We start from the raw sequence: 19,443 nt of genomic DNA on the forward strand, positions 1-19,443 counted from the left end.
CAGCTTCCGATTAACTTGCACTTGAACAGAAAAAAACCGCAGTTATTGCGGCAGCCTTTACATGGATAGCGTCCTCACCATTGTCGATATTCTCCTCTTCGGAGCTTAATTGGGGTCAGCCCCCGCTTCATACAACTTACTCTTTTACTTCAACTGCTGCAGCATAGCTTCCGCGATCATCACCAGACCATTTGCCCCCCACAGTAAGTACGTATATGCCCGGCTTAGATGGAAGACGGATCATGTTTTTCTCTTTAAGTAAGGGTGTGTAGTTTTGGTTTTCCCAAAGCCCGCCCCATATTTCCTTTGGTTCTTCACCTTTAAAGGTCAAAGTTAATTCTGCATTTGGTTTTACGACATAAATGGCTGCGTTTTTTACCAAGTTATCTGGACTTGGGGCGTCTGCAATAGCTTGATGCCACTGGTAGGAGCCTTTAATAAACAGAATCTCTTTCTTTTCTACAAATCCCACAGCGTTAGGCGGTTCTGACTCGTTAACAGATGGTGTATTCCCGCATCCTGCCATCAAATATATCAAGATCAGGAGAAGTAACCATGACGAACCCTTTATTTTTTTCATTAGAAACCACCCTCCTATAGATGGACCCATAACCCGCAGAACTCAAAATATATACGGATTTTCATAAAGGAATGTTGCGGATACCTGTCTGGCTATAAGGCAACCTATGAGCTCGATTTCAGCATTTCAATAAAGTCCAGTAACGAGTGTGACATCCATTTTTTGGGGTGAATGATCATTTGTAGGTCCAATCGAATGTCGGGATGCGCAAATGGAAGGACTACTAGCTCGCCTCTTTGTATCTCGTCTTCAGCTGCCATTCTCGGCAAAAGAGAAATCCCTGAACCGACCCTAACACATCTTTTAATAGCTTCGGGGTTACCTAATTCCAAGCCGATATGATACGATACCCCTTCTGCTCTCAGTACCTTTTCCAGCATTATTCGGTAGTTACAGCTATCCTCTGCCATAATCCATTCAACGCCATTTAGATGTTCGAACTCTATTTGATCGTGTATGGTTAAGGAGTGATTCGGATTGGCGATGAGCACCAGAGGTTCTTCTCTTAAATGCATCCAGCTTAGAGTTGGGTCCGAGGGTTTATTTTGCAGGATGAGCCCCATATCGATTTCGCCTTCTCTGACTTTGTTGACAATGAGTGCTTCACGATCAGGTTGAAGCCGGATAGCAAGATCGGGATATTGGTGCCGAATTTGCTGAATCCAGGGTGGAAGAAAGTATGAAGCTAAGGAATCAATCGTCCCAATGGAAAGGGTTCCTCCCCCTTGTTTGGTCAGCTTTTCCTTAGACTGCTGATAAAGATCAAGCATCTGTATCGTAATCTTCAGCAGCTCGTCTCCAGCCGAAGTAAGGCGCAGTCCTCTGCCATATCGTTCAAACAGCTTTACGCTATAGGCCTTCTCCAATTTCTGAATCTGCATGGTCACACTGGACTGTGCATACCCGAGCTCCTCAGCTGCCCGTGTAAAGCTTTGTCGTACAGCGACTTCTCTGAATGTTTGGAAATAGATAAGCTCCATCCTGACCTCCACATCAATATTATTGATACTCTCCATCACTTATTATAGATAACTGTGATGTAATAATCCATGTTAAAGTAAAGTTACTAAAGCAGTATGGGAGGAAAAAGTATGCTGAATGAACAGGATTTAAAGGGCATATATGTACCAGTTGTGACCCCCTTCGCTCCAAATGAAGAATTGGATCTGGATGCGTATCAGAACTATATAGGGAAGCTGCTGGCCAAGGATATTCAAGGACTGGTCATTAATGGGACTACGGGTGAGGCTCCGACAGTTTCCTGGGAAGAGGTGGTAGAGCTCGTACAGACGACAAAAGCAAGCATGCAGCAGAGACGAATCCCCGTTATCATAGGCACAGGAACGAATAGCACTGTTTCTACAGTAAAACGGACAGAAATGGCTGGACAAATCGGCGCGGATGCGGCTCTTGTAGTAACGCCCTACTATAGTCGACCATCGCAGGAGGGCATTCTTGAACATTATCGGCGTGCAGCACAGATTGGAATTCCGATTATAGCCTACGAGGTCCCTTCTCGCACGGGGGTCCGCTTAAGCTCGGATATGATAAGAAGAATTATGGATCTGGACGGGGTTATTGGTTTAAAAGATAGCTCAGGTGGCTTGGAGCTTATCTCCGAATTGACACGACACGATACAAAACCTATTCTTTGCGGGGATGACATTTATTTTCAAGCCATGTTAAGCCAAGGGGCCTGCGGTGGGATGCTGGCATCAGCTAATGTCATTCCAGAAGCTTTACTCGATGTTTTTCGACTTACCTGTAATGGTGCCTTTATTCAAGCTAAGCAGGCATTCGATCTGCTGGTTCCATTAATTCAAAAGCTTTTCCAGGAATCCAATCCTGCCCCTCTCAAATGGTTGCTTGCCCGGCAAGGTAAGATCTCGTCCGACACCCTGCGTTTACCGATGGGGCCGATTACCGCACCCTTACAGCTGGAATTGGATCAGCTATTTAACTCATCGAACTATTCATAAGGTTAACGATTGTGAAACTTTACTACGTGCTCCATTCTTCTCACGTCACCATTATAAGCTGCCTCTCGGCAGCTTATTTATAAATGATATTCCAGATCGCCGCATTTGATATTCATTCATGGGCAACACATCACAAGTCTTGGGATAATCGCACCATATCTACGCAGGGTATACCGTTTTCAATAATTTCTTCTGCATAGTGTCTGACAAAAAAATCCCTATCTATCCCAACCATCCTAAACCCGCATTTTTGATATAGAGCGAGCTGTCCGATCCCTGAGTTGCCCGTGCCGACCTCGATGGTTTTGTAACTCTGGAACTTCGCGTTGTTAATAGCGTGGTGGACTAACTGCTTACCTATCCCTTTGCCTTGGTGATTCTCGTGGACAGCTATATTCACCAACTCCACGGTCTCAGGTCTTGTAGGCAATAACACATAAACGGCAATAATAGCTTCGCTCTGCTCTACTACATAACATTGCCCTCGTTGGAGATATTCTTTAACTATTTGTTCAGAGGGATCTGCTAATAGTAACAGTTCCATCGGGGGCGATTCATTAGATCGTAACTTGCGGATTTCCATGGTTATACTCCTTTACAAATGATTGAGTACAATATGCTTTAATGCTATACCATCCATCATCATAAGGCAATCAGAGTCAATAAACGTTAACCTGCACAAACCAATCATCCGTCCACAACCGCTTAAAGTGGTTGGAAGCCTTCACCTGCGTCTGCTCCACCAGCTGTCATCACGAATGACCCTGATACATGTAGAGCAGGTCAAACCCTGAGGTTCGACTGCTCTTGAAATTTATTATAGCTGCCCACACACAGACAGGCTAGAAAACTAATTGATCTCATCAATTCCCATTGTTCTACCTTCAAGGCGTGAACGTTCTGCAGCAAAGCCAATCTGGTGTCCGTAAATGGATTTCTCAAGAGAAGTAGAAGAAAGGGACGGTTCTTCTCCGCGCATTATTCTCACAAAATCAGCAACAAGCAGCAAATCTCCGCCACCGTGACTGTCATCAGTAACATCAACCGTTATCCGCTTTTCCGAGTACTCGTGGCCTTTCCGCGGATCGGGATGTCTGATCACAAAGCTGCCGTCTTCCAAGATACCTGTTATTTCCCCTTTCGTACCGACAATGTGAATAGTACGGCATGGCCTCGAAGTCGCCCCAACCATATTATGGGTCGCCGTACAGCCATTGTTGAATTCGATGATGACGGACTGATGATCCACCACATCATTATCGCAATGCCATACGCATCGACCATACGGACTGTCTGAACGAAGCGCCTCGATTTTTTGATTCGTGTTTTGCTCCATGCCCAGATGTGAATTGTCCCATACATAGAAGCCCCAGCGTCCCTGCTCAATGTAATGCTTTCGTGCGGAGTAAGCGCAGTTCTCCTCTATTTGACAATCCACCATACATCGTTTTCCTGCACCTAGCGGTGCATTTTCCGGCTTAAATTGCATTAAACTGCCAAAGCTGCTCACTTTTTTCGGTTGATTCCCTACCATCCAGGTTACAATATCCAAGTCATGACAGCATTTGGCCATCAGCATCGATGATTTACACTTCTCTTCAGAATTCCATTTCCCCCGAATGAAGGATACCGCCATATGATGATAGCTTACATGTTCAGTGGTTTGAATGTTGACAATGTCCCCGATATCGCCGGACGCAACTACTTCGCGAATCGCTTTGTAGAACGGTGCATAACGCAGCACATGACAAACCATCACGGTTCTCTTATACTCTCTAGCGGTTTGATACAGCTTCAGCATGTTTTCTTCCGACGTTGCAATCGGTTTTTCAAGAAGGACATCATAACCCACTTGTAGAAGGGGGATTGTCGTTTCTACATGCAGATCATCCATAGTCCCGTTAATGACGGCATCCGCAATTTTGGGTGCTTTTGCAAGCTGTTCTACGGTTTCGAAGCAGCAGTTGTCATCCAAATCAAACTGTTCGGCTGTCAGCTTCCTGCGAATGGGGTTCGGCTCCACCACACCTACGATTTGAAGCTGGTCTGGATGCTTTTCGGCATAAGAAGCATAAAGCAAGCTGCGGTGCCCCGCTCCTACGATGACAACCGTGACCGGCTTGTTGCTCTCTATTTCTTCGATATGACTAATATTCATCGTTGTAATTCCCCCTCGCTGCTCTATCCGGCTTATTTTTTATTTACCGAGTTGTACCAATCCGTAGCATCTTTAATGATTTGATCACCGCCCCGTTTTTTCCAATCTTCCACGAACTTGTCAAAGCTGTCGATTGGGTCCTTGCCGGTAATAATTTTGGCTGCTGTCTCCATCCACAAACCGTTTTTGCCTAGTTCTGGCTTCGTCTGCATAGTCGGCGATAACTCCATGCCAAGACCGTCATTTTTACGGCCTTCACTATTGGCCACTTTGAGCGCATTTAAGATTAAATCGGAGTCCTTGCGGCCCTTCATAAACTCCTCGTTGGCTAAATAGGAAGGTCCGACAAACCGCATAAACATTAAATGCATGTTTTCTTTGTTGATATCATCCACGGTTGTTGCGTATTTATATTTGATTTTTCCGTTTTCAACTGTGTAATCTTCACCTTCCAGACCGTAATCAAGGAACTTTTGAGCTTCATCGGAATAAAACCAATTTAAAAACTTAATCGCCTCTTCAGGATTTTTGTTTGATTTGGGTATCGACCATACATTTCCAATAGCAGAGCCTAACCCCGAACCGCCTTTACCGTCTGGACCTGTAGGAGACGGAATATTGATGAGCTCGGCTTTCGGTTCGCTTTGTCTGACTTCTGACTGCCATTTATCCGGGTAGCTTGGGTCATGGAGCCACATGCCAACTCTTGCTGCACCTTTAATTTTTGCATCCCAGTCTTTGCCCTGCTGTACAAAAATCTCATTATCCATCAGCTGTTCTTTGTACATCATGCGATGAAGCTCAAGCGCCTGTTTCATTTGAGGCCGTATAAAGTTGGGTACCAACTGATTATTCTCGTATTTCCATCCGTCGGGAATCACGTCATACGCTCCAAAAAATACATCGGAGAAAGCGAAATTTTGCCGACCCGAGAAAGGAATTTCATCAGGCTTGCCGTTTCCATTCGGGTCCTTTTCTTTGAAAGCTTTCAGCATCGCTACGTATTCGTCGATCGTTTTGGGGACTGCTATATTCAATTTCTCGAGCCAATCTTTACGCACGTATACGACGGAATTCCGTACATAGTTTTCGCTTGGAATTGCATATATTTTACCATTTTTGCTAATTGCGGAAGAATCCCAGGATTCCTTAGGTATTCTCTTTAACAAATTAGGGCCGAATTTTTGAAGCAAATCGTTCAGCTCATAAAATGCTCCATTGTTTACGGCAGGCGCCACTTCTGGAGTGTTAATCCCGTTATGCTGGAGAATATCCGGGAGATCCCCGCCGGCTAGCAGCAGCGTAAGCTTTTGATTAAATTCCCGGTGTGGAATGAGCTCTAATTTCAAATCCGTCTTGGATAGTTCACGGAGCTTCTTTACATACTTGTCTTCATTAATGTTAGATGACCCTTCCACATAGGGAATCCCTCTTGTGCCAAGCGCGACTTTGATTGTTGGGTTCTTTGCAGGCTCTGCAGCTTTTCCGTTAGCGCCAGGCTCCGATTGATTGGAACAGCCGATGATCATACCGATGGCCGCAACCATACAAATAGCCGTTTTCAGCTTTGTGTTCTTCATTGTGCAATTCTCCTTTGTTTATAATAATGGAATACTATGTGAATTACCCTTTGACGGATCCAAGCATTGCCCCTTTTATGAAATGCTTCTGGATCATCGGGTAAATCAACAACACAGGTACAGTGGCAACAATAATCGTCGCCATTTTGATCCCTTCCACCGATTGCATCATCATCTGCACACTTTGCATAACATTGGCCGCATCGCTGTCGACTATGAGTTGGCGCAGCTTGACCTGCATCGGATAAAGACCCGGATCTCTTAAATACATCATGGCGGAAAAATATCCGTTCCAATGGCCAACTGCATAAAACAGGCCAATCGTGGTCAGTGATGGCAGAGACAAAGGCAACACAATGCTCCAATATGTACGGTAATCGCTGCAGCCGTCGATTTTTGCAGCATCCGTTAATCCATCCGGAATTGTTTGAAAAAAAGATATCATGATGATCAAGTTAAATGCACCTATTAAACCAGGAATGATTAGCGCCCATAACGTATTCAACATGCCCATATACTTGATTATCAAATAGGAAGGAATGAGCGGAGCTGGGAAGATCATCGCAAACAGGACGATCAGAATAAAGAAAGAACGGCCCTTCAATTCTTTTTTTGCCAGGCCATAGGCCATCAAAGAAGTAAATAGGAGATTTAGCAGCGTTCCCAGTACCGTAATATAGACGGTAACGCCGAATGACTTCCACATGGCAGCATTGTTCAGAACGGCCCCATAGTTCGCCAATGTAAAATCTACGGGAAATACAGTAACCCTTCCTTGCAGAATAGCTGTTCCACCGCTGAAGGAACCTGCCAATATGTTGATGAATGGCAGCAGCATAACTATTCCAGCAAGTGTCAGAAACATATAATTAAACGAAACAAACCACTTTCTCGGCGTATCCATCCGAAACATGTGTTATACCTCATTTCTTAATCAGTAGAGTGAATTGCCGGTTAGTTTTTTACTGAGCTGGTTCGCACCCACGATGAGAATCAAACCTATGACCGATTTGAATATGCCGATTGCCGTTGTATAGCTGTATTGGAAACCGAGCAGCCCCACCTCATAGATGTAAGTGTCGATGATTTCCCCTGTTTCCTTGATTAGCGGGTTAAGCAGGATATATATTTGTTCGAAGCCCAAATCAAGAATATTGCCAATTCTAAGAAGCAGCAGCACCATGATTGTTGGCAATAAGGCTGGTAAGGTTATGCTGAACACCTGCCGAAGCTTGCTAGCTCCATCTACATCAGCAGCCTCATAAAGCTCCGGATTTATACCTGCAAGAGCCGCCAGGTAAATGATCGTTCCCCAACCAACTTCCTTCCAAATTCCCGAAACAACGACTATACTGCGAAAATATTCCGGCTGTTGTAAGAAAAAGATTTTCTCGTATCCGAAATAGCTCAGCAATTCATTGACGATTCCATAGTTTGGGGACAACACATTAATAACCAAACCGCCAACGATAACCCATGAAAGAAAATGCGGCAAATAAATGACCGTTTGGATAACTCGTTTAAATACCATTTTCCGTACTTCGTTTAAAAGCAGAGACAAAATAATCGGTGCGGAAAATCCAAAAATGAGCTGGTACAAACTAATTAAGAGCGTATTGCTCAGAATTCGCAAAAATTCGGGATACATAAACAAATTCTCAAAATGTTTGAAACCAACAAACTTACTGCCCCATATCCCTGAAAATACATTATAATCTTGGAAAGCGATTAAACTTCCAATAATTGGAATGTATCTGAATATAACAAAGAACAATAAACCTGGCACAATCATTGAGTAAATTTGCCAATGCTTCACTATATAATTTTTCCCAAACACGTGACACCTCCCAGTCTTGATTACTTATGACAACTAAATCATAAGCGCTTTCATAAAAATCGTATATGAGCTTTCTTTAGAAAACTTGTGTTTTTTTCTGCAACACTACAGCCTACAGCAGCTTAACAAAATGAAAGAACCTTGAAGTTACTCAAGGTTCTAATCAAAGCCCATTCTTTTTCTGTATTCTCTTGGCGTGTATCCAAAATACTTTTTAAACGTTTTCGTAAAATGCGGATAATCGTTATATCCTACCGCTTGAGCTGCTTCGTACGTTTTACAGTTCGAGTTATGAAGAAGCTCCTTTGCTTTTTCCATGCGCAGGCCGGTCAAAAATTGCACAAAACTTACGCCTGCTGTTTCTTTAAAAGACTGGCTCGCATAAGATAACGACATATTCATCTGTTCAGCAATGCTTTGCAGGGACAGATCCTCGTCCATGTAATGCTGCTCGATGTAAGCTACGGCTTGCTTGATGCCTTGAAAGGCTCCGTGGTTTCGTTTAGTTCGTACATCCCGCACATAATTCATAAGGTTTGCTTCGAGCAAACGCCATGCTTCAAGCGGATCGGATACCGTCTGAAAAAGAGAGAAATCAGCGCCTCGAACCTCTTTTCCAGCGCATTGCTCCAATTCTTTCTGAATAAACATTAGCAGTTCAAAGCACAGATGCTTGAATTGAACAATGTCCGACGTTTGTTCTATATATCGGAAATAGGCGCTGGCCATCTCAGCCTGAATTTGTTTTTCGTCAAGGTCCCATATCAAGCATGCCCAACGTTGTCCGATCGTTTTACAGTACCACAACCATACGCTTCGATCTGATACCATTTTCCTCTTGCTATCAAGCTTGTTGCGAATTGCTCGCAGAACGTTATCCAGTTGCTCCGTTCGAACTGGCTTCAGCAAGTAATCTGTAACCTCAGACTGCAGGGCTTGCCTAGCATACTCGAATTCCCCATAGCCGGAAAGAATCACAAACTCACACGGTAGTTGACGGTCTCTACATTCCCTGATAAATTCAAGTCCATCCATAATCGGCATGCTGATATCGGTAATGATCAAATCAGGTAACTTCTGTATAGCCAGCTCCAACGCTTCCTGCCCATCCTCTGCCTCTCCAACGATTTCAAAGCCATGCTCGCTTTCCGTAATCAATTTATACAAGCTCCTCTTAATCATGTACTCATCATCAACAATTATGACTTTATATTTCATACACCTTCTCCTATCTCATATATTTTCTCTTTATCACTCGGAAGCATGATTTGGATAACACTCCCCTGCTCATCGGACTGCAGCACTTGCAGACCGTATGGAATACCGAACAAAAGACGAATTCGCTGATGCACGTTACGCAGCCCAATTCTTGTCAATGCTTCATCTTCCTCTTCTTCCCTGATCGGTCGGCTTCCGTCATTCAGAAAAAAACAGTTATATTGGTTCATCGTTTCCGAGTCCATTCCTCTACCCTTGTCAATGATCCGCAATAGATAATGACCATTGCCCGATTCGCCGGTAATTCCTACATAAATCGGCTTAAGCCGATGCTTTTCATAACCATGGCGAAAGCTGTTCTCGACGAGCGGCTGGAGCGATAACCGTACCGCATTTATATGCAAGATCGCATTTTCGTCCATATCAATCTCGATTTGCAAATAGGGAAACCGTTCCTTTTGAATTTCCAAATACCTTCGAACATGCATTAATTCATCCTTGAGAGAAATAATCTGCATCGAGTCACTGATGCTGAAGCGGAACAAATCTGCTAGCGCAGTAGCCATTCGGCTGATCGGCGTAACGCCTTCCACGATGGCATAGGAATTGATCATTTCTAATGTATTGTACAAAAAATGCGGGTTTATCTGTGATTGAAGCGCTTGCAGTGTAGATTCCCTCTGCTTGATGATCAATTCTCTCTCTCTTATTTGCGACGTATGCACTTCCTCGATTAATCTGCGCAATTCACGAACCATTGTGTTGAATCCACGATATAAATTACCAACTTCATATCCTTGATGCACAGGTGCCGTGATGTTGAAATTGCCATTTTCCGCCTGTCTCATCAATCGCTGCAGTTTGGTAAGCGCATTCGTAAGTGAAAGGGAAAAGCCACCGATAACTAGGATGACAAGCAGGACAAGCGCCAATCCACCCCATATGGATATATTACGCAAAGACAACATTTCTGCTGTTATTTCATGAATCGGCACCTGCGAGATAATTGTCCAACCCGTATAAGGAGATTTATGAAAAACGACCAAGTCTTTCACTTCCTTCTCGGAATGTATAAAAGTCCCGCTCTCCCGATTTTGAATTTGCTCGGAATACCAATCAGGAACGTTTGTGCCCCACTTTGCATGATCTGGATGATAGATCACTTGCCCCTTAGCATCCGCAATCCACAAAAATCCGGTTTTACCGATCTCAATCTGGCCTACAATTTGGGATATTTCATTTAAACGCAGATCGATGATCAATACACCGGACGTTAGGTACGTGGATGCATCCTTAAACTTGCGTGTAATCGTTAACAGCGGAATATTATCGTTCCAACGAATCCCTACCACAGAATAGTTTTTACTGCCAGGCAGGTTCAAATAAGTCTCATAATGCTTCTCCACCAAAGATGAGCCCAAACTGGAAACCGAGAACCCCTCATTTGAAAATATCGTAAACGAATACATTTCCGGTCTTCCAAAAACCAACTGCTGCAAAACCTCGTCTTGAATTTTTTTTGTAATCATAATCCGTTCATACATTTGCTCTGGAGTCAGCAGCATAAAATCCCGGATTAATGGATGAGTAATGAGCGGAAACGTTGTCCGTTCCAGATCGAGGAAATATGAATTCAAGTGCTCGTTTGCTTGTTTGACTATTTGTTCATTGAAATCGGCTGCCGAGCGCTCTATCGACAAAGTGGACTTATCATACCATAGCTTTCCGAATACGAGCAAAGGCATACATACGAAAACTATGAACAATACAATCAATTTGGTGCGTATGGATAAGTTTATTTTTATCATGCTCTTAATCCCTTTCCCCTGTTGTGTAATGAAGCATACTTATTCATCGGAATGGATCTGGATAGAAACAAGGATATACACGCTATGTATTCTCCAAGCAGAACGAAGCAACCTTACTCGAATTAGATCGATTTGAAAAAGCTTGGGCATCGTGTATAAGACATTCCCGCGATTCGGCCCGCTAGCGAAAAAGGCTGCCTTTGTAGCGGCAGCCCCTTTGTATTTTACTATTGTTCTCTGCCAATAACAATCCATGTCCACTCGTAACGGATAGTAGTGACACCTTATTCAATAATATAATGACTTAAAATATTTTCTACAGAAGAAGCAAAATCGTCTGCAGCACCCCAATCGAAATTGAAAATGAAGCCTTCTGAGCTCCCCGTGGCGATAGCCCTTACGTTAGTTGCGCCATTAATATTATCGATAATAACAATTAGCGCTGCGCGATTTTTCGATCTGAAGTAATATTTTTCATATATCTGCGTGCCAATAAGTTGATCCTGACCCACAATATGATATTCTTCATGTACCAGATCAGCGTTTTGATTATGTTTAACTAGATCCAAAGCCGCCGATGGTGCGATGCTGACATTAAAACTAATTTTACTCATTTATCCATCTCTCCTTAATGAAAGATTGTTTATCCTCCATACGATGTAAAGGCAATGAATGTTGCACCCTGCTCATCTAAAGTTAAATGTCCTTTTTTAAATAATAATGGTGATGTCCGCCAGCATTTTGAATAGTTCCAAACACGACAAAACCTTGCTTTATATAAAAATCCAACGCTTGAAAGCTTAATGTATCAAGCTTAATGAAATTGCAGTCTTTCTTTTTAGCTATTTGTTCAGCTTCAGCTAATAGCTTCTTTCCATACCCTAAATGTCGAAGCTCTTCCTCCACAAACAAATAGTGTACCTCCATCCAGTTCCAACAGATTTCGCCAACAATTCCACCAAATAATTGACCATCGGTATTTTTTAAAAATAGGTTTACCTCCTGATACCTACCTTTTAAGTGATCCGGGAAATGCCTCAAATTATACGCAACCATCATATTTTTTATATAGGTTTTGTTATCACTATTGGATTCATCAGATAGGTATATGTCCATACTTTATTCGTTCCCTCTTCTCATTTGCAATCACTATATAAGATGAACTAAACATCATGACAGCAAAAAAGTGCTGCGAAAGCAGACCCTTCTTCCAATCGCTGTTGACTAAAAAAGAATTTAATAAAATAAATTTACCATATGTATCCTAATCCTCGACAGTGCAGAATCGTTTATACTTAAACTTTACGTATCGCTAGCGAAATAAGGCTGCACGCGGCAGCCTCTAAAGATTACATTCAACTCTTGTTTTCATTTGTACTACAATTTTTTAATCATCTTGAAATTAACCAGTTGAACGTCCTTGCGTTCTACAATCTGTGATTGTATGGTTCGGTACCCTTGACGTTCAAAAAAAGGTTTCGCTGTGATGCTTGCTTCCGTATCGATTTCAGTGAGACCTAATCTTCTTGCCTCCGATTCGATTGTATTCACCAGAGCAGAAGCTATTCCTTGTCGCTGAACATCTTTGTGAATATAAAGTCGATCTAAGTGACCCTCTTGGGTCATGTCAGAAAAACCGATGATTTCACCATCAAGTTCCATAACGTATGCAATATTGTGGCTCAAAGCAGCTTTCCAACTGATTATTTTAGCGTCTATTTCGTCCTTTGGCGCCCACGCATCAAGTTGATCTTGTGAATAATCCTTTGCGTTAATGGTATGTACGGTATCGTAGAATAGTGAAACGATCTGATTGATATCGGAATCTTCAAATTTTCTTATTTTCCTCAACGAGTCTACTCCTCGCTATTTTCACCTTTGATATAGACCTTCTCGCCAACATGAATCTGCCCCGTCTTGACAACAGAAGCATACACGCCAAAGTTCAAATTCATCTCCTCGTTTACTTTCCTCAAAAGCGTAGTATCAAGTTTAAGCGTGTCAGGATCAATCGTAATCATAGAACAACGACGACAAAACAAATCTACTTGTAATTCCGTATTGCCAACTACTAATCGCTTCCCTATCCAATCGCTTTCATTAAAAGAATCATCATCTAAAGAAACAATTAAATTCGCTCTAAATCGGCGTAAATCCAACCTTTTCCCCCACATCTCTTCAAGTTTACGCAGTGAAGTGGTTGTGATAATCAGGATACTGCTCGTATCGACAGCCATGAGCTCAGATTTCTGGGGTTCGTAACTCCTCATTGTTATCTTTTTTTTGAAATGCCTTTGTATTTCATCTAATAAATCTTCATTCCATATAAAATTTTGTCCAGTGGGTGATGTTACTTGTATTTGTGGCAGCTCACTTTCTAAACTCTCACCTATAAACTCGGCCTTATAACCAAGCATCTCAGGGATATTTCTCGCGGTAATATAGCTATCCCATCCTTCCTTAGTTTCATCTATAAAAGCATAAGAGCGGTCACCATACAACCCATAGGTCTCCACTTTGCTAATCTGTACACGCTCACCCGCAAATGACTTTACAGGATATCGATTGATTTCAATGATTTCACCAATACAAGCTGCTGACAACATGACCGCCTCTTTTCAATGATTACATGATACCTACAAAATACTAAGCATTAATCAAATAGTAATTTTCAGCTTGAATCCTGTCAAAGGAAATATTGTTTGTACCTATTAACAAGGTAGTCTCCACACCCCTGCAGGCAATCTATGATGTTTAACTCATTCAAAATTGTATTGCATAAGATATGGATATTGTTTATGATCAAGGTTGATAATTGAATATTTGTGGGAACAGGTGCTTCAGCAAGCTGAAGCTTAAAAGGGAAGTTCGGTGCAATGCCGACGCGGTCCCGCCACTGTAACGGAGGAGTCATCAGCGACAATGCCACTGATCTTTGGAGTTCAAAGATTGGGAAGGCCGCTGATGATAAAGATCCCGAAGCCAGGAGACCTGCCAGTTCTGACAACACTGCTTTTACCTACGAAGGATAGGGAGGTGTTAAGGACGGCCGTCGTTTCACACAATAAAACTATGGGCATCTTTACCTTTTTCTTAATTAAAGGTAACGATGTCTTTTTTGCGTTGCATACGATGTTCTGACTTTAACAAAGTGGTACATGAAATACAATTATGAGATGGATACCAGAAGGAGACAGAAAAGATGTTGATGTATGTAAAGAAAAGCAGTTGGTTCACTTTAGTATTGACCTTAGTCATTGCGTTATCCGCTTGCAGCACTTCCAAAAATTCAAGTGCAGGTGCAGGCGACTCTTCGGCTAGTACAAGCTCAGCCATGGCGGAGCAGCAGGTGCTAAAATATGTCACCTTGAATATGCCCCGCTCGTTAGATCCAACTAATGTGGATGCACAGCGGATTACGTCGGATGGGATTGCCGAGCCTTTGGTTATGCTCAATGACGACGCGACATTACGCCCATGGCTGGCTAAGTCTTGGAAGAATGTAGAACCTACCCTATGGGAAATGGAGCTGCAGCCTAATGTGAAGTTTTGGAGTGGTGCCGTCATGGATGCAGCAGCAGTCAAAGCGGCGCTTGAACGTCATCAAAAGCTGAACAAACGGGCTTCCTCACAAATCGGCGGTGTGGAATTTATCGTCAAGGATGCGCTGCACATTCAATTCAAAACCCCTAAACCCGACCCAGCTTTTATGTTTAAGCTTACCGGATTTGCGATTCATAATGCCGCTGAAGCGGATCGTCTTGGCGATAAATTTAATAAAGAAGCCGATTTAACCGGATTTATGAAGCCCACACAATTTATTCCGGGTGAGCTGCTGATTGCCAAAGCTGTACCTACTTATTGGGGTACGAAACCAAAGCTTGCACGTATTGAGGCAAGACTTGGATCGGATGGACAAGGTCGGTTATTGGCTATGAAAAGTGGAGATACCGACGCGGATATGAATGTAGAAGTCGAACAACGGATTGCCTATGAAAAGGATAAAAAATTCAATGTGCTGTATCCACCAGGCTCAACTCGCAATTTATGGCTGAACATTAGAAAGGTTCCGGCTTTTCAGGACCCTAAGGTTCGTTTGGCTATAAGTCTCGCTTTGGACCGCAAAGAGCTTATTGACGGGGTAAGTCGTGGTTTTGCTGAACCTGTAACAGGCCACTTCCCAAAAGGGCTTCCTTATGCACTGGACAAAGGACCGGAATCCGACCGTGCCAAGGCAGCACAGCTGCTTGACGAAGCAGGCTGGAAAGCTGGAGCAGATGGCATCCGCACCAAAGATGGTCAAAAGCTGCAGTTCAAATTGCTGACTTACTCGTTCTTTCAACCTACTGCAGTCGCCCTGCAAAGCCAATTAAAGGCTGTTGGCATTAATATTGAAATCGCCCCTGTAGAAACAACGGCTTCGAATCAATTGATGCTGGACGGCAACTTCGAGATGGCAACCTACTGCTCCTGCGGCAGTGTAACTGGAGATATTGGAGGCCAATTGAAATCGTATTACCGCAGCGGCATTGTCAGCAATTACGGCGGATACAGCAATCCTGAGGTAGACAAGCTGATCGATCAGCTATCAGCAGAGTTTGATTCCAACAAGCAAAATGAGCTGGCAAAACAAGTTCAAAAAATCGTGCTGGACGAAACCGCAATCGTTTATATGTATAATTCGGCAAGCTGGGGTTCGGCCTATAACAACAAGGTGAAGGGCATCGATGAGAACTTAAGAACGAAGATTGTACCAGAAATGTATATTAGCAAATGAACATCTTCAAATACTTACTCATTCGAATAGCGATCACGGTTCCTGTGCTGCTCGGCGTCACGCTGCTGATTTTTTCGTTATTGCGATTTATTCCAGGCGACCCAGCACAAATGATTTTGTTGACGATGTTTGACCCTGGGGCAACGGTAACCGATTTGGATGTGGATGCAGCTATACTGCGCAAGCAGCTGGGGCTTGATCAGCCCTTTGTGATTCAATATGTGACTTGGCTGAAGGAGATTGTTTCCGGTAATCTGGGAACCTCCTTTCGCAGCCGTTCACCAATTACGGAGGAGCTGTGGGTACGAATCCCGGCAACCTTGGAGCTGGCGGGTGCGGCATTGGTCGTTATGCTAGTTATAGCTATACCTTCAGGCCTAGCCGGGGCTGTATTTCATCGGCGACCTACCGACCATATCACCCGTTTTATTGCGTTGATGGGAGTATCGGTCCCTAATTTTTTTCTCGGATTGGTATTGGTGTATTGCCTTTCTTATCTGCTTGGCTGGTTTCCGACACTCGGAAGAGGCTCTTGGCAGCATTTGGTCCTCCCTGCTTTAACGCTGGGAACAGGACTAGCCGCAACGACCTCTCGGCTGCTTCGCACCTCATTATTAGAGGTGTTTTCCAAACGCTACATGGTGCTGGCCGAAGCCAAAGGGCTGCCGCGGTCTGTCATCGTATATAAGCATGCCTTGCGGAATGCACTAATTCCCGTCATTACCTCGTTCGGCATGATCGTAGGTGGTCTGCTCGGAGGAGCGGTTATTATCGAAACGGTATTTTCCTGGCCAGGCGTCGGTCGTTATGTTGTCGATGCGATTAATGGCAGAGATTATCCCGTCATCCAAGCGTTTGCCTTATTAATGGCTGTGGTGTATGTCCTGATTAATGTGCTGATAGATGTAATTTACCGCTGGGTCGATCCCAGAGTGCGCGTAGAGGAGGGAACCCATGGATAAACGAATGCTCAAGCAGCTGCGCTCCACGATAGTAAAAGACCCGATTGCCTTAATTCTGCTGCTATTCATCGTTATCGTGATCATTCTCTCGCTGGGTGCACCCTTGTTTACAACCCACGATCCGGTCAAGGTCGATTACGCACAGGTGCTTTTACCGCCCTCAGGAGAGCATCTTCTGGGTACTGATAATTTCGGCAGAGATGTGTACACCCGCTTGATTTATGGAGGCTCCGCTTCATTAACCGCATCCTTCATAGCTGTAGGACTGATCATATCACTGAGTCTACTGATTGGCGTGGCGGCAGGCTACTTGGGCGGATGGGTCGATCATGTATTGACCCGTTTGATGGATGTGCTGCTTTCATTTCCAACCTTGGTACTAGCGATAGCCATTGCCGCGCTGATGGGTCCCGGATTAACAGGCTTGATGATTGCTGTAGCTGCTGTATCGTGGCCCTCTTATGCACGGATTTTTCGCAGCTATGTGCTGATGGTCAAGCAGGATGGCTATATTCAAGCGGCGCGTTGTGCGGGAACTCCCGCATGGAAAATTATGCTGACACATATATGTGGAGCAATTGTTGGACCGATTCTGGTGCTGATAACGCTGGACATAGGACATGTCATTCTGAGTATCGCCTCCTTATCCTTTCTAGGCTTGGGGATTCGTCCTCCGCAGCCGGAATGGGGAGCGATGCTGAATGAAGGCAGAGCTTATCTGGAGGAAGCACCTTGGTTATTTCTAGCTCCGGGTACGATTATTTTTGCTATGGTGCTGGCGACTAATTATTTGGGAGACACGCTTAAGGATGCATTGGAGCCGAGAACACTTCATGTCCCTCTACTGTTCAAGAAGAGATCGGGTATAAGCAGGAAGCTTGCCCAAGCTTTACGAGCACAAAGAGCAGCGAATATGGAGACGACTGCAGCTGCAGCATTACCGTATGATCACCATACAGCGGTTAAGGAGCCGCTGCTTGTCGTCAGTCATATTAGCGTGGATGCGGTCAGCACACGTAAAAGCGAACAGCCTCTGCCGATCCTGCAATCGATCGACCTTGAGCTGTTTCCAGGTGAGTGTTTAGGCTTGGTCGGAGAAAGTGGTTCTGGGAAAAGCACACTGGCGTTAACCATTATGGGACTTCTGAGACACCCCCTGCAGCAAACGGAAGGCAGCCTCTCCATTCTCGGAGAAAGTACGTCTGACTGGCAATGGGAGGATTGGCGCATGATCCGCGGCAAGAGGCTGTCTTATATTACACAAGACCCAATGGATACCCTCAATCCAACATTGACTATCGGTGATCAGCTGCAGGAATGTCTGATTTATCACAAGCAGAACCCTGTATTGGGAAAAGCCGAGCGCAAGAGTAAAGTACTCCATATACTGTCAAAAACAGAGCTCGCAGCCGAGGTTTATGGGATGTATCCCCATCAGCTTAGTGGTGGCATGCGGCAGCGGGTAGTCATAGCGATGGCTATGATCAATGATCCTCAAATCATTATAGCTGATGAACCTACAACAGCATTAGATGTAAGTACTCAAGCCACGATCATGGCGCTGCTCAAAAAGCTTCAGCAAAGCAGCGGTGCCGCAATGATCTTCGTATCCCACGATCTTAGGCTTGTTGCTCAGGTCGCAGACCGTATTGGTGTCATGCATCAGGGCCGTCTAATTGAAATCAATGATGTGAAATCGATTTTCACGCAGCCGAGTGAAGCCTATACCAAGCAGCTGCTTACCTCAATTCCTCGTCTGTTTATCCCGCAGCACAACCGGACTGTGGTGAAAGGAGATCATTCATGCTGCAAGTGAAAGATTTGAAAATGGCCTACCGCGACAAGCATGTGCTGCATGCCATCGATTTCTCGATAGCACCGGGGGAGATAGTTGGATTGATCGGCATGTCCGGTTCGGGGAAAAGCACGATTGCCAAGTGCATCATGGGACTTGAAAAACCTACAGGTGGTGATATTCTCTGGAATCATCAATCCTTGCTGAAATGGAGTGCAAGAAGCTCATGGAGACAAGACATTCAGATCGTGTTTCAAGATCCCCGAACAAGCCTGAACCCGCGTTGGACGGTGCGGCGCAGCATAGCCGAGCCCTTACGAAATTATGGCTCCGCTTCAGACGAGATAATCGTGCAGCTTCTTCTGGAAGTTGGGCTTAATGAACAGTTTTTGAGCCGCTATCCGGATGAGATGAGCACCGGACAATGCCAGCGGGTATGCATTGCCCGTGCACTTGCATTGAAGCCGAAGCTGCTGATTTTGGATGAACCTTTATCGGCTTTGGATGTCTCGATTCAAGCACAAATGATCGAATTACTCCAACAGCTTCACCAATCACAGCAAGTCAGTTACTTATTTATATCCCATGATATAGCTGTTGTATCCGAGCTGTGCGAACGTGTCATGGTTATTGAAAAGGGTCTAATTGTTGAGGATAATACAGCTATAGGATTGATCAACGAACCTCAGCATGCCTATACACGCAAGCTGCTCGCAGATACGCCTTGCTTTCCTCAATTTGAGAACTAG

18 protein-coding genes and 1 riboswitch are annotated in these 19,443 nt (G+C 44.1%); of the genes, 5 read left to right on the plus strand and 13 right to left on the minus strand.

Annotated features, from left to right (window positions below):
• Positions 1-136: 136 nt before the first annotated feature.
• Entirely contained in the window at positions 137-580 is a 444-nt protein-coding gene (locus BM210_RS20695; protein WP_091172937.1) for a hypothetical protein, read from the minus strand.
• 104 nt (positions 581-684) lie between these two features.
• Positions 685-1,560: a LysR family transcriptional regulator gene (locus BM210_RS20700; RefSeq protein WP_091172940.1), complete on the minus strand. Its 876-nt coding sequence runs from the start codon at positions 1,558-1,560 to the stop codon at positions 685-687.
• A 111-nt stretch (positions 1,561-1,671) separates the two neighbouring features.
• On the opposite strand from BM210_RS20700, the gene dapA reads away from it, so the two are divergent.
• On the plus strand, positions 1,672-2,559 hold the full coding sequence (gene dapA / locus BM210_RS20705; RefSeq protein WP_091172942.1) for a 4-hydroxy-tetrahydrodipicolinate synthase: 888 nt from the start codon (positions 1,672-1,674) through the stop codon (positions 2,557-2,559).
• 130 nt (positions 2,560-2,689) lie between these two features.
• Here dapA and BM210_RS20710 read toward each other — a convergent pair whose 3' ends face one another.
• From BM210_RS20710 to BM210_RS20760, 11 genes are all read right to left on the minus strand, one after another.
• On the minus strand, positions 2,690-3,142 hold the full coding sequence (locus BM210_RS20710) for a GNAT family N-acetyltransferase (protein ID WP_091172944.1): 453 nt from the start codon (positions 3,140-3,142) through the stop codon (positions 2,690-2,692).
• Between the two features lie 267 nt (positions 3,143-3,409).
• Positions 3,410-4,717: a Gfo/Idh/MocA family protein gene (locus BM210_RS20715; RefSeq protein WP_091172946.1), complete on the minus strand. Its 1,308-nt coding sequence runs from the start codon at positions 4,715-4,717 to the stop codon at positions 3,410-3,412.
• Between the two features lie 32 nt (positions 4,718-4,749).
• Positions 4,750-6,297 (minus strand): extracellular solute-binding protein, encoded by a 1,548-nt coding sequence (locus BM210_RS20720; RefSeq protein ID WP_091172948.1) that lies wholly within the window; start codon positions 6,295-6,297, stop codon positions 4,750-4,752.
• Between the two features lie 43 nt (positions 6,298-6,340).
• Positions 6,341-7,210 carry a carbohydrate ABC transporter permease gene (locus BM210_RS20725; RefSeq protein ID WP_256223871.1) on the minus strand — a complete coding sequence of 290 codons (870 nt, stop codon included), beginning with the start codon at positions 7,208-7,210 and terminating at the stop codon, positions 6,341-6,343.
• 21 nt (positions 7,211-7,231) lie between these two features.
• Entirely contained in the window at positions 7,232-8,089 is an 858-nt protein-coding gene (locus BM210_RS20730; protein ID WP_091173056.1) for an ABC transporter permease, read from the minus strand.
• A 204-nt stretch (positions 8,090-8,293) separates the two neighbouring features.
• Positions 8,294-9,352 carry a response regulator transcription factor gene (locus BM210_RS20735; protein ID WP_091172951.1) on the minus strand — a complete coding sequence of 353 codons (1,059 nt, stop codon included), beginning with the start codon at positions 9,350-9,352 and terminating at the stop codon, positions 8,294-8,296.
• Positions 9,349-11,160, minus strand: coding sequence for a sensor histidine kinase (locus tag BM210_RS20740; protein WP_091172953.1), 1,812 nt, complete (start codon positions 11,158-11,160; stop codon positions 9,349-9,351). Before BM210_RS20740 ends, BM210_RS20735 begins: the two co-directional genes overlap by 4 nt.
• A gap of 284 nt (positions 11,161-11,444) precedes the next feature.
• Positions 11,445-11,774 (minus strand): DUF6054 family protein, encoded by a 330-nt coding sequence (locus BM210_RS20745; RefSeq protein ID WP_091172955.1) that lies wholly within the window; start codon positions 11,772-11,774, stop codon positions 11,445-11,447.
• A gap of 82 nt (positions 11,775-11,856) precedes the next feature.
• On the minus strand, positions 11,857-12,276 hold the full coding sequence (locus BM210_RS20750; RefSeq protein WP_091172956.1) for a GNAT family N-acetyltransferase: 420 nt from the start codon (positions 12,274-12,276) through the stop codon (positions 11,857-11,859).
• Positions 12,277-12,537: 261 nt separating this feature from the next.
• Positions 12,538-13,011, minus strand: coding sequence for a GNAT family N-acetyltransferase (locus BM210_RS20755; RefSeq protein WP_091172959.1), 474 nt, complete (start codon positions 13,009-13,011; stop codon positions 12,538-12,540).
• A 5-nt stretch (positions 13,012-13,016) separates the two neighbouring features.
• Complete coding sequence (locus tag BM210_RS20760) at positions 13,017-13,766, minus strand: MOSC domain-containing protein (RefSeq protein WP_091172961.1); 750 nt, start codon at positions 13,764-13,766, stop codon at positions 13,017-13,019.
• Positions 13,767-13,976: 210 nt separating this feature from the next.
• Positions 13,977-14,174, plus strand: a riboswitch (cobalamin riboswitch).
• A gap of 188 nt (positions 14,175-14,362) precedes the next feature.
• Here BM210_RS20760 and BM210_RS20765 point away from each other — a divergent pair.
• Genes BM210_RS20765 through BM210_RS20780 form a run of 4 tightly spaced genes read left to right on the plus strand, consistent with a single transcriptional unit; the run spans position 14,363 to position 19,443 of the window.
• The gene (locus BM210_RS20765; protein ID WP_091172963.1) at positions 14,363-15,937 is read left to right on the plus strand and encodes an ABC transporter substrate-binding protein; all 1,575 of its coding nucleotides are present in this window, start codon (positions 14,363-14,365) and stop codon (positions 15,935-15,937) included.
• Positions 15,934-16,899 carry a nickel ABC transporter permease gene (nikB, locus tag BM210_RS20770; protein ID WP_218184956.1) on the plus strand — a complete coding sequence of 322 codons (966 nt, stop codon included), beginning with the start codon at positions 15,934-15,936 and terminating at the stop codon, positions 16,897-16,899. Before BM210_RS20765 ends, nikB begins: the two co-directional genes overlap by 4 nt.
• Complete coding sequence (gene nikC / locus BM210_RS20775; RefSeq protein WP_091172965.1) at positions 16,892-18,715, plus strand: nickel transporter permease; 1,824 nt, start codon at positions 16,892-16,894, stop codon at positions 18,713-18,715. Before nikB ends, nikC begins: the two co-directional genes overlap by 8 nt.
• A complete protein-coding gene (locus tag BM210_RS20780; protein ID WP_091172968.1) occupies positions 18,703-19,443 on the plus strand; it encodes an ABC transporter ATP-binding protein in 741 nt (246 codons plus the stop codon). Before nikC ends, BM210_RS20780 begins: the two co-directional genes overlap by 13 nt.

Origin of the sequence: Paenibacillus sp. 1_12 (genome assembly GCF_900114475.1) — a bacterium.
Lineage (GTDB): Bacteria > Bacillota > Bacilli > Paenibacillales > NBRC-103111 > Paenibacillus_S.

Coding starts and splice junctions, on each gene's coding strand:
- BM210_RS20750 (WP_091172956.1), bottom strand. CDS start 12,276: ATGGACATATACCTATCTGATGAATCCAATAGTGATAACAAAACCTAT.
- BM210_RS20730 (WP_091173056.1), bottom strand. CDS start 8,089: ATGATTGTGCCAGGTTTATTGTTCTTTGTTATATTCAGATACATTCCA.
- BM210_RS20760 (WP_091172961.1), bottom strand. CDS start 13,766: ATGTTGTCAGCAGCTTGTATTGGTGAAATCATTGAAATCAATCGATAT.
- BM210_RS20710 (WP_091172944.1), bottom strand. CDS start 3,142: ATGGAAATCCGCAAGTTACGATCTAATGAATCGCCCCCGATGGAACTG.
- BM210_RS20720 (WP_091172948.1), bottom strand. CDS start 6,297: ATGAAGAACACAAAGCTGAAAACGGCTATTTGTATGGTTGCGGCCATC.
- BM210_RS20735 (WP_091172951.1), bottom strand. CDS start 9,352: ATGAAATATAAAGTCATAATTGTTGATGATGAGTACATGATTAAGAGG.
- BM210_RS20715 (WP_091172946.1), bottom strand. CDS start 4,717: ATGAATATTAGTCATATCGAAGAAATAGAGAGCAACAAGCCGGTCACG.
- BM210_RS20725 (WP_256223871.1), bottom strand. CDS start 7,210: ATGTTTCGGATGGATACGCCGAGAAAGTGGTTTGTTTCGTTTAATTAT.
- nikC (WP_091172965.1), top strand. CDS start 16,892: ATGGATAAACGAATGCTCAAGCAGCTGCGCTCCACGATAGTAAAAGAC.
- BM210_RS20700 (WP_091172940.1), bottom strand. CDS start 1,560: ATGGAGCTTATCTATTTCCAAACATTCAGAGAAGTCGCTGTACGACAA.
- dapA (WP_091172942.1), top strand. CDS start 1,672: ATGCTGAATGAACAGGATTTAAAGGGCATATATGTACCAGTTGTGACC.
- nikB (WP_218184956.1), top strand. CDS start 15,934: ATGAACATCTTCAAATACTTACTCATTCGAATAGCGATCACGGTTCCT.
- BM210_RS20765 (WP_091172963.1), top strand. CDS start 14,363: ATGTTGATGTATGTAAAGAAAAGCAGTTGGTTCACTTTAGTATTGACC.
- BM210_RS20695 (WP_091172937.1), bottom strand. CDS start 580: ATGAAAAAAATAAAGGGTTCGTCATGGTTACTTCTCCTGATCTTGATA.
- BM210_RS20780 (WP_091172968.1), top strand. CDS start 18,703: ATGCTGCAAGTGAAAGATTTGAAAATGGCCTACCGCGACAAGCATGTG.
- BM210_RS20745 (WP_091172955.1), bottom strand. CDS start 11,774: ATGAGTAAAATTAGTTTTAATGTCAGCATCGCACCATCGGCGGCTTTG.
- BM210_RS20740 (WP_091172953.1), bottom strand. CDS start 11,160: ATGATAAAAATAAACTTATCCATACGCACCAAATTGATTGTATTGTTC.